13 protein-coding genes are annotated in these 14,613 nt (G+C 64.7%); 8 read left to right on the top strand and 5 right to left on the bottom strand.

The genetic code is table 11. From position 1 onward, the window contains the following. Positions 1-7 precede the first annotated feature (7 nt). Entirely contained in the window at positions 8-1,072 is a 1,065-nt protein-coding gene (gene hrcA, locus C4S70_RS09280; protein WP_104007837.1) for a heat-inducible transcriptional repressor HrcA, read from the top strand. A gap of 9 nt (positions 1,073-1,081) precedes the next feature. Next, a complete protein-coding gene (locus C4S70_RS09275; RefSeq protein ID WP_104007836.1) occupies positions 1,082-1,645 on the top strand; it encodes a nucleotide exchange factor GrpE in 564 nt (187 codons plus the stop codon). Positions 1,646-1,721: 76 nt separating this feature from the next. On the opposite strand, the gene mutS is transcribed toward C4S70_RS09275, so the two are convergent. Beyond that, positions 1,722-4,343 carry a DNA mismatch repair protein MutS gene (mutS, locus tag C4S70_RS09270; RefSeq protein WP_200822747.1) on the bottom strand — a complete coding sequence of 874 codons (2,622 nt, stop codon included), beginning with the start codon at positions 4,341-4,343 and terminating at the stop codon, positions 1,722-1,724. 155 nt (positions 4,344-4,498) lie between these two features. Here mutS and C4S70_RS09265 point away from each other — a divergent pair, with 155 nt between their 5' ends. The 4 genes from C4S70_RS09265 to C4S70_RS09250 are packed head-to-tail and all read left to right on the top strand — an operon-like array spanning position 4,499 to position 9,289. Next, positions 4,499-6,754: an NADP-dependent malic enzyme gene (locus C4S70_RS09265; protein ID WP_104007835.1), complete on the top strand. Its 2,256-nt coding sequence runs from the start codon at positions 4,499-4,501 to the stop codon at positions 6,752-6,754. A gap of 3 nt (positions 6,755-6,757) precedes the next feature. Continuing rightward, a complete protein-coding gene (locus tag C4S70_RS09260) occupies positions 6,758-7,633 on the top strand; it encodes a ribokinase (protein ID WP_104007834.1) in 876 nt (291 codons plus the stop codon). 28 nt (positions 7,634-7,661) lie between these two features. Beyond that, positions 7,662-8,573 (top strand): D-amino acid aminotransferase, encoded by a 912-nt coding sequence (locus C4S70_RS09255; RefSeq protein WP_104007833.1) that lies wholly within the window; start codon positions 7,662-7,664, stop codon positions 8,571-8,573. Beyond that, positions 8,570-9,289, top strand: a complete 720-nt coding sequence (locus tag C4S70_RS09250) for a sulfotransferase-like domain-containing protein (protein WP_104007896.1) — start codon at positions 8,570-8,572, stop codon at positions 9,287-9,289. The genes C4S70_RS09255 and C4S70_RS09250 overlap by 4 nt, the downstream gene beginning before the upstream one ends. 68 nt (positions 9,290-9,357) lie before the next feature. Here the strand turns inward: C4S70_RS09250 and C4S70_RS09245 are convergent, their stop codons facing one another. Together C4S70_RS09245 and C4S70_RS09240 are read right to left on the bottom strand one after the other, a co-directional pair. Further along, positions 9,358-9,783 (bottom strand): DUF1810 domain-containing protein, encoded by a 426-nt coding sequence (locus C4S70_RS09245; RefSeq protein WP_104007832.1) that lies wholly within the window; start codon positions 9,781-9,783, stop codon positions 9,358-9,360. A 4-nt stretch (positions 9,784-9,787) separates the two neighbouring features. Then, the gene (locus C4S70_RS09240; RefSeq protein WP_104007831.1) at positions 9,788-11,014 is read right to left on the bottom strand and encodes an argininosuccinate synthase; all 1,227 of its coding nucleotides are present in this window, start codon (positions 11,012-11,014) and stop codon (positions 9,788-9,790) included. 107 nt (positions 11,015-11,121) lie between these two features. Between C4S70_RS09240 and ilvA the strand changes: the two genes are divergently transcribed. Then, positions 11,122-12,357 carry a threonine ammonia-lyase IlvA gene (gene ilvA / locus C4S70_RS09235; protein WP_104007830.1) on the top strand — a complete coding sequence of 412 codons (1,236 nt, stop codon included), beginning with the start codon at positions 11,122-11,124 and terminating at the stop codon, positions 12,355-12,357. A 7-nt stretch (positions 12,358-12,364) separates the two neighbouring features. On the opposite strand, the gene C4S70_RS09230 is transcribed toward ilvA, so the two are convergent. Then, complete coding sequence (locus tag C4S70_RS09230; RefSeq protein WP_104007829.1) at positions 12,365-12,685, bottom strand: Hpt domain-containing protein; 321 nt, start codon at positions 12,683-12,685, stop codon at positions 12,365-12,367. Between the two features lie 232 nt (positions 12,686-12,917). Here C4S70_RS09230 and C4S70_RS09225 point away from each other — a divergent pair, with 232 nt between their 5' ends. After that, the gene (locus C4S70_RS09225) at positions 12,918-14,138 is read left to right on the top strand and encodes a PP2C family protein-serine/threonine phosphatase (protein WP_235003771.1); all 1,221 of its coding nucleotides are present in this window, start codon (positions 12,918-12,920) and stop codon (positions 14,136-14,138) included. A gap of 15 nt (positions 14,139-14,153) precedes the next feature. Here the strand turns inward: C4S70_RS09225 and C4S70_RS09220 are convergent, their stop codons facing one another. Next, a complete protein-coding gene (locus tag C4S70_RS09220) occupies positions 14,154-14,597 on the bottom strand; it encodes an NUDIX domain-containing protein (protein ID WP_104007827.1) in 444 nt (147 codons plus the stop codon). Between the last annotated feature and the right edge of the window lie 16 nt (positions 14,598-14,613).

Below are 14,613 nucleotides of genomic sequence, written 5' to 3'. Positions count from 1 at the left end.
AACGCCCATGAACGACACGACAAGACTGCTGGACGAATTGAACGACCGATCGCGTGAAGTCCTGCGCCTTGTTGTCGAGGCGTATCTGGAAACCGGCGATCCGGTCGGCAGCCGCACCCTGACCCGCTCGATGAGCGAGAAGGTCAGCGCCGCCACTGTTCGCAACGTGATGCAGGATCTGGAGTATCTGGGACTGCTGGACAGCCCCCATGTCAGCGCGGGCCGGGTGCCCACGCAGATGGGGCTTCGGATGTTCGTGGACGGTCTGCTCGAGGTGCGCACCTTGGACGAGCAGGACCGGGAGAAGATTGATGCCACGCTGTCCTCGAACACGGCGGATGTGGATCAGATGCTGGATCGGGTCGGGTCGGTCCTGTCGGGCATCACGCATGGGGCGTCGCTGGTGCTGACGCCCAAGCATGACGCGCCCATTCGCCACATCGAATTCGTTTCGCTGGCGCCCGATCGGGCGCTCGTGGTGCTGGTCTTTGCCGACGGGCATGTGGAGAACCGGCTGTTCACGCCGCCGCCGGGGCAGACCCCCAGTTCGATGCGCGAGGCGGCGAATTTCCTGAACGCGATGATTGAGGGGCGGACCCTGGGCGAGGTCCGGCAGGTGATCCAGAAAGAGATCGCCGCCCGCCGGCAGGAAATCGACCAGTTGGCCCGCGAACTGGTGGAAAGCGGGCTGGTGGTCTGGGAGGACCGCGGCGAAGAGCCGACCCGGCTGATCGTGCGCGGCCGGTCGAACCTGCTTGACGACGCCAGCGATGAAGAGGACCTGGAACGGATCCGCGTGCTGTTCGACGACCTGGAACGCAAGCGCGACATCGCCGAATTCCTCGAACTCACCGAAGAGGGCGACGGGGTGCGCATTTTTATCGGCTCGGAGAACAAACTTTTCTCACTTTCGGGTTCATCTCTGGTGGTTTCTCCTTATATGAACGCGGACCGAAAGATTATTGGCGCCGTGGGCGTGATCGGGCCGACGCGGCTGAATTACGGCCGGATCGTTCCGATCGTGGACTACACGGCTCAACTGGTCGGCAAGATGCTGTCCGACCGGAGTTAGAGGTGAAACATGGCAGAGCCGAAGGACCAAGAGTTTCTGGACGACATCGAACAGGCCGAGGCCGAGGAGCAGGCCGTTCAGGCCGAGGAGATCGACCCCGAACAGGCCGAGCTGGATGCGGTGCGGGCGGAACGGGACGAGCTGAAGGACAAGCTGCTGCGCGCGCTGGCCGAGGCCGAGAACACGCGCAAGCGGTCGCTGAGGGACCGCCGCGAAGCAGAACAATATGGCGGATCGCGCCTGGCGCGCGACATGCTGCCGATCTATGACAACCTCAAGCGCGCGCTGGATTCGGCGACCGACGAACAGCGCGAGGTGTCTGCGGCGCTGATCGAGGGCGTGGAACTGACCATGCGCGAGCTGCTCAACGTGTTCTCGAAACATGGCATCCAGGTGATTGCCCCCGAGGTCGGCGACAAGTTCGACCCGCAGCTGCACGAAGCCATGTTCGAGGCCCCGGTGCCGGGCACCAAGGCCGGCGACATCATCCAGGTTCAGGCCGAAGGCTTCATGTTGCACGACCGCCTGCTGCGCCCGGCGCAAGTGGGCGTGTCGTCGATGAAGGAAAGCTGACCCGGACCGGGGGCGCGTGCGGAGAGTTCGGGAGCCTCCGGCGGGAGTATTTTCAGCAAGATGAAGAACGGGGCGGTCAGGAACTGGCCGCCTCTTTCAGTTTGTAGAGTAGATCCAGCGCCTGTTTCGGCGTGAGCTCGTCGGGGTGGATCTCCGCCAGCATCCGTTCCACGGCGCTGGGGCCGGCCGGGGCAGGGGGCGGCGCGGCGGGGGCGGCGGAAAAGAGCGGCAGGTCGTCGATCAGGGTCTTGCTGGAGGCGCCGCCTTCGCGTTCGCCCTTTTCCAGCGCCTCGAGCACAACGCGGGCGCGCTCCACCACCGATTGCGGCAACCCGGCCAGCTGGGCGACCTGCACGCCGTAGGAGCGGTCGGCCGCGCCCTTGTGCACCTCGTGCAGAAAGATCACCTCGCCTTCCCATTCCTTGACCGCGACGGTGGCGTTCTCAACGCCCTCGAGCTTGCCGGCCAGCGCCGTCAATTCGTGGTAGTGGGTGGCGAACAGCGCGCGGCAGCGGTTGGCGGCGTGCAGGTGTTCCAGCGTGGCCCAGGCGATCGACAGCCCGTCCCATGTCGCGGTGCCGCGGCCGATTTCGTCGAGAATCACCAGCGCGCGGTCATCGGCCTGGTTCAGGATGGCGGCGGTTTCCACCATTTCCACCATGAAGGTGGAGCGCCCGCGCGCGAGGTCGTCGGACGCACCGACCCGGCTGAACAGCTGACTCACCAGCCCGATATGGGCGCGGTCGGCAGGCACGAAGCTGCCCATCTGCGCCAGCAGGGCAATCAGGGCGTTCTGGCGCAGAAAGGTAGATTTCCCCGCCATGTTCGGACCCGTCAGCAGCCAGATCGCCGCGCCGTCCGTCGCGGTCAGGTCGCAGTCGTTGGCAATGAACGGCTCACCCCCCTGCTGGCGAAGCGCGTGTTCCACCACTGGGTGGCGGCCGGCCTCGATGGCAAAGGCGCGGCTGTCGTCCACGCGGGGACGGCACCAGTTTTCCGCCACCGCAAGATCGGCCAGCGCGGTTGCGAGGTCGATTTCCGCGAGCGCGCGCGCGGCCTGGTGCAGGCGGGCGGCTTCGGCCAGAACGGCGTCGGAAAGACCTTGATAGAGCCGCTTTTCGATCTCGAGCGCCCGATTGCCAGCGTTCAGGATACGCGTTTCGAGCTCGCTGAGTTCAACGGTGGTGAAACGCACCTGATTGGCCGTGGTCTGGCGGTGGATGAAGGTCTCCGACAATGGGGGGGACATCATCCGGTCGGCATGGGTTGCCGTGGTTTCAACGAAATAGCCCAGCACGTTGTTGTGCTTGACCTTCAGCGACTGGATACCGGTGAGCTCCACATATTTTCTTTGCAGGCCCGCGATCACCGAACGGCCTTCGTCGCGCAACTGGCGCGCTTCGTCCAGTTCGGGGTCATGGCCGGCGGCAATGAACCCGCCATCGCGCGCCAGCAGCGGCGGGTCGGCAACTAGGGCGGAGTCGAGCAGGGCCGACAGATCCTCGAACCCGGATAGCTGCTCGGCGGCCTGCGCCAGAAGCGGGGGCAGATCGGCACCGGCGCAGATCTGCGAGATCGCCTCGGCCTGCGCCAGCCCGTTGCGGACCGCGGCCAGATCGCGCGGGCCGCCCCGGTCCAGCGACAGCCGAGACAGCGCACGGTCAAGGTCCGGCGTCTTGCGCAGGGCCGCGCGCAGATCGTCGGAAATCAGGCTCTGTTCGGCGCAAAACTGCACCGCATCCAGCCGCGCATGGATCGTGTCCGGATCGCGGGAGGGGCTGGCGATCCGCTGTTCCAGAAGCCGCGCGCCGCCCGGCGTCACGGTCCGATCGATCACCGACAGAAGCGAGCCGGTCCGACCCCCCGACAGCGACCGCGTGAGTTCCAGGTTGCGCCGCGTGGCCGCATCGATCTGCACCACGCGATCCTGGGTTTCGCGCTGCGGCACCTGCAAAAGCGGCAGCTTGCCCTTTTGCGTGATGTCCAGATAGTCGATCAGTGCCCCAATCGCGGAGACTTCGGCGCGGGTGAAACTGCCGAACGCGTCCAGCGCGCCGACGCGGAACAGTTCGCAGATCCGTTTCTCGGCCGCAGTGCTGTCGAAACTCGCGCGCCCTAGCGGCGTCACCTGCACGCCCATGTCCGTGGCGGTTTCGCGGATCTCGGGTTCCTGCGCCTCGGACACGATCAGTTCGGACGGGGCGAGGCGTGCCAGTTCCGGCCCCAGCCGCACGGCGGCCAGCGGCATGACGTGGAACGCGCCCGTCGAAATGTCGGCCCAGGCCAGCGCGGCCTGATCGCGCACCACCGACCATGCCGCCAGAAAGTTGTGCCGCCGCGCCTCGAGCAGCGAGTCCTCGGTCAGCGTGCCCGGCGTGACCAGCCGCACCACCTCGCGCCGGACCACGGCCTTGGAGCCGCGCTTCTTCGCCTCGGCCGGATCTTCCATCTGTTCGCAGACGGCGACGCGAAAGCCCTTGCGGATGAGCGTCAGCAGATAGCCCTCGGCGGAATGCACTGGCACGCCGCACATCGGAATGTCGGCGCCCTGATGCTTGCCGCGCTTGGTCAGGGCGATGTCCAGCGCCTCGGCCGCGGCCACGGCATCGTCAAAGAACATCTCGTAGAAATCGCCCATGCGATAGAACAGCAGCGCATCAGGGTGCGCGGCCTTGATTTCGAGATATTGCGCCATCATCGGCGTGACGTTGGACAAAACGGACCCCCGGTTCGTGACGCCACGGGACATAACAAATGCCGCCCCTGCGACGAAAGGCGAAAACGACTTGCCGTTGAGGGCAAACCCTCCCTACGGTAAGACGCCGCAGCCGCAACAGAACATCACGCCGGACCATGACCAAAACCAAGATCACCGCCGAAGAGGCGCTTGCCTTTCACCACGAACCGCAGCCCGGCAAATGGGAGGTGCAGGCCACCGTGCCCATGACCACCCAGCGCGACCTGTCGCTGGCCTATTCGCCCGGCGTGGCGGTGCCCTGCGAGGTGATCGCCGAAAAGCCCGAAACCGCCTATGACTATACCAACAAGGGCAACCTGGTCGCGGTGATTTCGAATGGCACGGCGGTACTGGGGCTGGGCAATCTGGGCGCGCTGGGCTCCAAGCCGGTGATGGAGGGCAAATCGGTCCTGTTCAAGCGGTTCGCCGACGTGAACTCCATCGACATCGAGCTGGACACCGAAGATCCCGAAGAGTTCATCTGCGCTGTCAAGCTGATGGGGCCGACCTTTGGCGGCATCAACCTCGAGGACATCAAGGCGCCGGAATGTTTCATCATCGAGCAGCGGCTCAAGGAAGAGATGGACATTCCCGTCTTTCACGACGACCAGCACGGAACGGCGGTGATTTGCGCGGCGGGGCTGCTGAACGCGCTGCACCTGAGTGGCAAGAAGATCGAGGACGTCAGAATCGTCCTGAACGGCGCCGGCGCGGCTGGGATCGCCTGCATCGAGCTGCTCAAGCGGATGGGCGCGCGGCATGAAAACTGCTTCGTTTGCGATACCAAGGGCGTGATCTATCAGGGTCGGACCGAGGGCATGAACCAGTGGAAGTCGGCCCACGCGGTCAAGACCGACCTGCGCACGCTGGAAGAGGCGATGGTCGGTGCCGACGTGTTCCTGGGCGTCAGCGTCAAGGGCGCGGTGACGCAGGCGATGGTCGAAAGCATGGCGGAAAACCCGGTGATTTTTGCCATGGCCAACCCCGATCCCGAGATCACCCCCGAAGACGCGCACGCCGTGCGGCCCGACGCGATCGTGGCAACGGGGCGCAGCGACTATCCCAACCAGGTGAACAACGTGCTGGGCTTTCCTTACCTGTTCCGGGGGGCGCTGGACATCCACGCGCGCGCGATCAATGACGAAATGAAGATCGCCTGCGCCCATGCGCTTGCCGAACTGGCCCGCGAGGACGTGCCGGACGAGGTGGCGCTGGCCTATGGCAAGACGCTGAGCTTCGGCCGCGACTACATCCTGCCCACGCCCTTCGATCCGCGCCTGATCCACCGGATCCCGCCGGCCGTGGCCAAGGCGGGGATGGATACCGGGGCGGCGCGGCGGCCGATCATCGACATGGAGGCCTATGAGCTGGGCCTGAAATCGCGGCTTGACCCCACGGCCAGCATCCTGCGCAGCCTGAACGTCCGCGCCCGTGCCGCGCAGTCGCGGATGATCTTTGCCGAGGGCGACGATCCGCGCGTGCTGCGTGCCGCCGTCACCTATCAGCGGTCCGGTTTCGGCAAGGCGCTGGTGGTCGGGCGCGAGGACGACGTGAAGCGCAAGCTGGAAGCCGCCGGGCTGGGCGATGCGGTGGACGAACTCGAGGTCGTCAACGCCGCCAATACCGATCACCTGGAGACTTACAGGGACTTTCTCTATCGCCGGCTGCAGCGCAAGGGTTTCGACCAGAAGGACGTGCACCGGCTGGCGGCGCGGGACCGGCACGTGTTCTCGGCGCTGATGCTGGCGCATGGGCATGGCGACGCGCTGGTGACCGGCGCCACCCGCAAGTCGGCGCATGTGCTGGAGCGGATCAACCACGTCTTTGACGCCGATGCGGCGCATGGGGCGGCGGGCGTGACCGCGCTGTTGCACAAGGGTCGGATCGTGCTGATCGGCGACACGCTGGTGCATGAATGGCCGGAGCCCGAAGATCTGGCCAACATCGCGGAACGCGCCGCGACCGTGGCGCGCTATCTGGGGCTCGAGCCGCGCGTGGCCTTCGTCAGCTTTTCCACCTTCGGCTATCCGGTGTCCGAACGCGCAGAGAAGATGCACCTCGCGCCCGAAGTTCTGGACCGGCGCGGGGTGGATTTCGAATATGAAGGCGAAATGACCGTGGACGTTGCGCTGAACGCGCAGGCGCAGGCGGCCTATCCGTTCCAGCGGCTGACCGGCCCGGCCAACATCCTGATCGTTCCCGCGCGGCATTCGGCCAGCATCTCGACGAAGCTGATGCAGGAGATGGCCGGCGCCACGGTGATCGGGCCGATCCTGGCCGGCGTGGACAAGCCGATCCAGATCTGCTCCACCGTGGCGACCGCGAACGACATCCTGAACATGGCCGTGCTGGCCGCCTGCGGCATCAAATAGGCCATGGCGATCTGGAATCTCGGCTCTATCAATGCGGATATGGTCTATTCCGTGCCGCGCCTGCCGCGTCCGGGCGAAACGCTGGCCTCGGACGGGCTGCGCTATTTCCTCGGCGGCAAGGGGGCCAACATGTCCGTCGCCACGGCGCGGGCAGGGGCGAGGGTGCATCACATCGGCGCGGTGGGTCACGACGGGAAATGGGCGGTGGACCGGCTCATGGAATACGGTGTGGACACCACTCACATCGCCACGGTGCCCGAACCCACCGGCCACGCGATCATCGCCGTTGAGCCGGGGGGCGAGAACAGCATCATACTCTATCCCGGGGCAAATCATGCGATTTCCGCCGATGCGCTGGGGCTTGCGCTGAGTTCCGCGCAGGCGGGCGACATTCTTCTGCTGCAGAACGAAACCAACCGGCAGGAGGACGCCGCGCGGATCGGGCGCGATCTGGGTCTGCGCGTCTGCTATGCTGCCGCACCCTTTGATGCAGGCGCGGTGCGGGCGCTGCTGCCGTGGTTGGATTTCCTGATCCTGAACGAAGTCGAGGCCGGGCAGCTCGAGGCCGCCACCGGCAAACGCCCCGAGGATCTGCCGGTGAAGCAGGTGATCGTCACGATGGGCGCGCGCGGGGCCCGTTACATAGACACTGAAAAGGGCGAATCGCGTGATTTTCCCGCCATGCCGGTGACGCCGGTGGACACCACCGGGGCGGGTGATACCTTCACCGGCTATGTGCTGGCCGGGATGGACCGGGGGCTGCCGATGCCGCAGGCGATCGGCCTTGCCAGCCGCGCGGCTGCGCTGATGGTGACGCGGCAGGGAACGGCGGACGTGATACCGGATCTGAAGGACGTCAACGAAGCCCGGTTCGGTTGAATGCAATCATTGCAACCTGGGGAACAGGATGAACGACAAGATCACCACGCATCAGGCCGAAGAGGACGCCCGGAACGAAGAGATCCTGATCTACGTCAACGGTCGTATCGTGCCGAAGGCAGAAGCGATGGTCAGCGTCTATGACAGCGGCTTCATGCTGGGTGACGGCGTTTGGGAGGGGCTGCGGCTCTACAACGGCAAATGGGCCTTTCTCGACGAGCACATGGACCGGCTGTTCGAGGCGGCCAAGGCCATCGACCTGGATATCGGGATGGACCGCGACGGCGTGGTTTCGGCCCTGTTGGAGACGCAAAGGGCGAATGGCATGACCACGGATGCCCATGCCCGGCTGATGGTGACGCGGGGGGTCAAGGAGCGTCCGTTCCAGCATCCGTCGCTCAGCCGGTCGGGTCCGACCATGGTCATCATCATGGAACATTCCCGGCCGAAGATCCCGCGCCCCGTGCGGCTGGCGACCGTGCCGCATATCCGGGGCCTGCCGATGACGCAGGATCCCAAGCTGAACAGCCATTCCAAGCTGAACTGCATCCTGGCCTGTATCGCGGCGGAAAAGGCCGGGGCGGACGAGGCGCTGATGCTGGACGTGCATGGTTTCGTGAACACGACCAATGCCTGCAACTTCTTCATCGTGCGCGGTGGCGAGGTCTGGACCAGCACCGGCGACTATTGCATGAACGGGATCACCCGGCGCAAGGTGATCGAGCTGTGCCGGGAAAACCGCATCCCGGTCTTTGAGCGCAATTTCAGCCTCGTAGACACTTATGGCGCGGACGAGGCCTTTCTGACCGGCACGTTCGGCGCGCAGACTCCGGTGGGCGAAATCGACGGCCGGGTGATCGGAACCGGCGAGATGGGGCCGGTAACGAAGCGTATTCGGGATCTTTACAAGGCGTTGATCGAACGGGAGTGCGGGGCATGAAGATCGCGATGTGGTCCGGGCCGCGCAACCTGTCCACGGCGATGATGTATGCCTTTGCTGCGCGCGGCGATTGCGCCGTGGTGGACGAGCCCTTCTATGCGGCCTATCTGGCGCGGACCGGTCTGGAGCATCCCATGCGCGAGGCGATCCTGGCCTCGCAGCCCACCGACCCGGATATCGTGGCGGAGGGACTGGTCGGACCCAATCCGGGCGGAAAGGCGCATTACTACCAGAAGCACATGACGCATCACATGGTGCCGGGCATGCCGCGAGACTGGATGGCCGAAGTGGTCAACGTGTTCCTGATCCGCCATCCGGCGCGGGTCGTCGCGAGTTATGCGGCCAAGCGCGAGGGGCCGGAGCTGGACGATCTGGGGTTCCGGCAGCAGGTGGAATTGTTCGACCACGTCGAGGCGCTGGGGCAGGAGCCGGTGGTGATCGACAGTCACGATATCCGGGAAAACCCGGAGGCCGCATTGCGGGCGCTGTGCGCGGTGATCGGGCTGGACTGGCGGCCGCAGATGCTGCGCTGGCCGGCGGGCGGCATCCCCGAAGACGGGGTCTGGGCCGCACATTGGTATGGGGCGGTGCACCGATCGACCGGGTTTGCGGGGCCGGAGGGCAAATTGCCCGGATTAGAGCCTGAATATGCGGGTTTGGCGGAGGCTGCGATGCCGTTCTACGAACGGTTGCGGGCGGTGAAGGTCGGTGTGTGAGGGGCTTTGCCCCTCTGCCCCTGCGGGGCATTCACCCCAGGGTATTTCGGACCAGAAAGAAGCCGGGTTCATGATTCTTCCAAGGCCTTCAGCGTGAGCGGGCAGGGGGTTCCGTCGTAGAAGGTATCCAGAACCTGGCGAAACAGGGGGCTGGCACCGGGCACGCGCGAAAAGAGCGTCATGGACGAGCGGAGTTTGAGCGCGTCGATGGGGCCGAGGACCGACTCGGGGCTCTTGCCCGCATGGGTGAGCATCAGGGTGGCGGCCTCTTCCAGACGGGCGCGGAGGCGGTCATTGGCGAGGTAGTCGGCGGCTTCCCGAAGGTCGCGGATGCCGAAGCGGCGGGACGTCGGCGAGCGGCCGAGCGAGGCCAGCTGCGGAAAGACGAACCAGATCCAGTGGCTGGTCTTGCGGCCCTGCGCAAGCTCCGAGCGGACCGCGGTCCAGACGCGATCCTGCGCGTCGAGGAATTCGGCGGCCCGCTCGGGCGTCATCGTGTTAGCCGGCCGTGCGCCGGTCGCGCATCGCCAGAAGCCGCAGGCGCAGGGCGTTCAGCTTGATGAAGCCGGCGGCATCCTTCTGATCGTAGGCGCCGGCGTCTTCCTCGAAGGTGACGTGTTCTTCGGAATAGAGCGAATGATCCGACCAGCGGCCGACGCAGGAGGCCAGACCCTTGTAGAGTTTCATCCGCACCGTGCCGGTGACGTGTTTCTGGCTTAGGTCGATCGCGGCCTGCAGCATTTCGCGTTCGGGCGAATACCAAAAGCCGTAATAGACCAGTTCGGCGTATTTCGGCATCAGCTCGTCCTTGAGGTGCATCGCGCCGCGGTCCAGCGTGATGGATTCCATGCCGCGATGCGCCGCCAGCAGGATTGTGCCGCCGGGGGTTTCGTAGATGCCGCGGGATTTCATGCCGACGAAGCGGCCTTCGACCAGGTCAAGCCGGCCGATGCCGTGTTTGCGCCCGTATTCGTTGAGTTCGGTCAGCAGGGTGGCGGGCGACATGGCCACGCCGTTGATGCTGACGGGGTCGCCCTGTTCGAAACCGATTTCGATATACTCCGGCTCGTTCGGCGCGTCCTCGGGATGGACGGTGCGCTGATAGACGTAATCGGGCGCCTCGACTGCCGGGTCTTCGAGCACCTTGCCTTCGGAGGAGGTGTGCAGCAGGTTGGCGTCCACGCTGAAGGGTGCCTCGCCCCGCTTGTCCTTGGCGATCGGGATCTGGTGCGCTTCGGCAAACTCCAGCAGCTTGGTCCGGCTGGTCAGGTTCCATTCGCGCCACGGCGCGATCACCTTGATGTCGGGGTTCAGCGCATAGGCTGCCAGTTCGAACCGCACCTGATCGTTGCCCTTGCCGGTGGCGCCGTGGGCGATCGCATCGGCGCCGGTTTCGGCGGCGATCTCGATCAGGCGTTTGGAAATCAGCGGGCGGGCGATCGAGGTTCCCAGCAGATACTGCCCTTCGTAGAGCGCGTTGGCGCGGAACATCGGGAAGACGAAGTCGCGCACGAACTCTTCGCGGATGTCCTCGACATAGATGTTTTCGGGCTTGATCCCCAGCATCTCGGCCTTCTTGCGGGCGGGTTCCAGCTCTTCGCCTTGGCCGAGATCGGCGGTGAAGGTCACCACCTCGCAACCGTATTCGGTTTGCAGCCATTTCAGGATGATCGAGGTGTCGAGACCACCGGAATAGGCGAGGACAACTTTCTTGGGCGCGGACATGGGGCACTCCCTATCAACGTGGATCCGGGGTCGGTTAGCCGGTTTTCCCTGCCGGGGCAAGGCGGGTCGGGCTTGCACGGGCGGCGATGCTGGGCCACAGAGAGGCCATGAGTGATTTTCGCGACATGGCGCGCGCCGCAGAGCGAGCGATGAGGGCGGTTTTCCCGGCCACGCCGCTGCAGCGCAACGCGCATCTTTCCCAACGGTTTGCGGCCGACATCTGGCTCAAGCGGGAGGATCTGAGCCCGGTGCGCTCCTACAAGCTGCGCGGCGCGTTCAATGCGATGCGCAAGGCGCGCGCGGCGAATCCGTCGGTTGACCGTTTCGTCTGCGCCAGTGCCGGCAATCACGCGCAGGGGGTGGCTTTCATGTGCCGCCATTTCGGGGTGCGGGGCGACATCTTCATGCCGGTGACGACGCCGCAGCAGAAGATCATGAAGACCCGGATGTTCGGCGGAGAGAATGTCGAGATCCACCTGACCGGCGACTATTTCGATGACACGTTGGCCGCGGCGCAGGCGTTCTGTGCCGACAAGGGCGCGCATTTCCTCGCGCCATTCGACGACGACGACGTGATCGAGGGTCAGGCCACCGTTGCGGTCGAGGTCGAGGCGGAGTTCGGCCGTGCGCCCGACCGGCTGGTGCTTCCGGTCGGTGGCGGCGGCCTGGCTGCAGGCGTGCACTCGTATTTTCCCCACGCACTGTTGACACTCGCGGAACCGGCTGGCGGCGCCAGCCTGGCGGCCGCGTTGCGGGTCGGCCATCCGGTGACGTTGAAAAAGGTGGACAATTTCGTTGACGGCGCGGCGGTGGCGCGGGTCGGGGAGCGGACCTTTGCGCGGCTGCGGGACGTTCCGGCGCAGTCGGTGCTGTCCATTCCCGAAGACCGCCTGTGCACCACGATGATCGAGATGCTGAATGTCGAGGGTATCGTTCTGGAGCCGGCCGGGGCCCTGTCGATCGACGCTCTTGCGGACATCGAAGGCCAGATAAGGGGCAAGACGGTGGTCTGCGTGACGTCCGGTGGGAATTTCGACTTCGAGCGGCTCCCCGAGGTCAAGGAGCGGGCCCAGCGCTACTCGGGCGTAAAGAAATACTTGATCCTGCGCCTGCCACAGCGGCCTGGTGCGTTGCGCGAGTTTCTGAACGTGCTTGGGCCGGATGACGACATTGCCCGCTTTGAATACATGAAGAAATCCGCGCGCAACTTCGGTTCCGTCCTGATCGGGATCGAAACATCGCAGCCCCAGAACTTTGCCCGGCTGTTCGAGCGACTGGACGCAGCCGGATTCGTCTATACCGACATCACCAACGATGAACTGCTGGCTCAATTCGTGATCTGACTGACGCTCAGGCCGCGGTGTCGCGAGACAGACCGGAAAGAAATTCCGACCTGGACCGGTCAAAGCAGGCGACGATCGCGCTCACGTCCACGGGCTGGGCGCCGGCCGCCTGCCTCTCGTATCGTTCGCACAATTGCGCCAGGGTTTCGAATCCGAGGCTGAGAGCACAGCCTTTCAGGAAATGGAGGTGTTCTTCCGCGCTGCCCTGTGAGCTGCTCAGTCGATCGAGAGCCTCGGAGACTTCTTCCAGGAAAAGGTCCACGACTTCCTTGAAGTCGCTCTCTCCGACCTCTTCGCGCAGTTCATTTACACGTGACCATTCGATCATGTTCCACCTGCCGTCGCCACACGCCGCATCGCGACCAGCGATAAGGCGCCAAGTGTAAAGCTCGGGTTAAGGGCGGCAGCCGGTCGGTTCGAGTTTTAATTTTCAGTCCCTGTTAGGGAATCACTGCCAGCGTTACCGCGACGTGAGACGGATTTTGGGTTTGGAACCGGATACAGTGGCGACAGCGGTGCAGGCAGGGCTTCGGTCGGACTCCAGGTCGGGAACGGACACCGTGCGCCGGATTTTGGTTGTCGATGACAGCCGCCTGCAGCGCCGGATTCTGGTTGGCTCTTTGCGGAAATGGGGCTTCAGGGTGGAAGAGGCCGAAAGTGCCGAGGCGGCGCTCGCGCTTTGCGCGACGTCACCGCCGGATCTCGTGCTGTCGGACTGGGTGATGCCGGGGATGAGCGGTCCGGAATTCTGTCGTGCCTTCCGGGAATTGCCGCGCGACGGCTACGGATACTTCATCCTCCTCACCTCCAAGAACGAAAAGGCGGAGATTGCGCGCGGGCTGGACGCCGGGGCCGACGATTTCCTGACAAAGCCCGTCAATTCCGGAGAGCTTCGCGCCAGGATCAAGGCCGGAATGCGGATTCTCGCAATGCAGCGCGAACTGTCCGAGAAGAATCGTGTGATCTCGGAGACGCTGGAAGAACTCCAGTCCGTCTATGGACGGATCAATCAGGATCTCAGGCAGGCGCGGGAAATCCAGAAATCTCTGGTTCCCGAGCTGGAACGGTCTTTCGGTGCATCACGTTTCAGTCTGCTGCTCAAGCCGTGCGGGCATGTCGGCGGCGATCTGGTCGGGCTGTTCTCGCCGGGCGTGAACCGAGTGGGGTTTTACGGCATTGACGTCTCCGGGCATGGCGTGACGTCGGCGCTGATGACGGCGCGGCTGGCCGGTTATCTGTCCGGCACGCATTTCGATCAGAACGTCGCGATGGAGCGGCTGCAATATGCGTTCTACGGTCTGAAGCCGCCGGTCGAGGTGGCGCGGATGCTGAACGCCCGGCTGCTTGCCGATGTCGGCACCGACGAATATTTCACCATGGTCTATGGCACGGTGAACCTTTATGACGGAACGTTGCGGCTCGTTCAATGCGGACATCCGCATCCGTTGCTGCTTCGCGCGGACGGGTCGGCCGAATTCCTCGGCGGTGGCGGCATGCCCATTGGGCTGTTGCCGGATCTGGTCTGCGACAGTTTCGAGCTTGAGTTGAAGCCGGGGGACCGGCTGTTGATCTATTCCGACGGCATCACGGAATGCCCGACGGCCGACGGCGACATGTTGGGGCGGGATGGCCTGCTCGACCTGGTGCGCGCCGCGGATCCGGCCCATAGCGGCCGGGAATTTCTGGACGATCTCTACTGGCGTATGCGGGAATCGATGCCGAAAGGACGCCGGATCGAGGATGACGTGTCGGCCCTGCTTTTGGAATACAACGGTGTCTGATCGGGACATCCAAGGTCACGGTTTTCGGGCCAACGCGCGGGCGAAATGGCGATCGCCGGCATTGCCCAGGTGCCGTGCTGCCTGCCCTGCGTCCATCCAGAGGGGTTCGTGAAACGGTTCGGTCGGCGGCCCGAGGCGCCGCACCGGTCGGGCGGTGAAGATCAGGCAGATCTTTTCCGCCCAGAGATCGTATTCGGGCATGTAGGCGAACCTGCGAAAGGTGCCGACATGGCGGGGGGCGGCAATCTTCCAGCCGGTCTCCTCTCTCACCTCGCGATGCAAGGCCGCGACCGGCGATTCGCCCGCGTCGATTCCGCCACCGGGCAGCTGCAGGTCGGGATGCGGCTGATGCTGCACGGTCAGCAGCAGCCGCCGGCCGATGGGCAACAGCGCGTAGACCCCGCGCCGCAGTCGATACCGGCGGCCGGGTTCGGGGGACTCGCCGAATCGCCTGATCATGCGCCTGCCTCTTCCA

This window comes from Jhaorihella thermophila (assembly GCF_900108275.1).
Classification (GTDB): Bacteria; Pseudomonadota; Alphaproteobacteria; order Rhodobacterales; family Rhodobacteraceae; genus Jhaorihella; species Jhaorihella thermophila.
The sequence above is the reverse complement of the archived record's forward strand: the minus strand, read 5'-3'. Positions and strand labels throughout refer to the sequence as shown.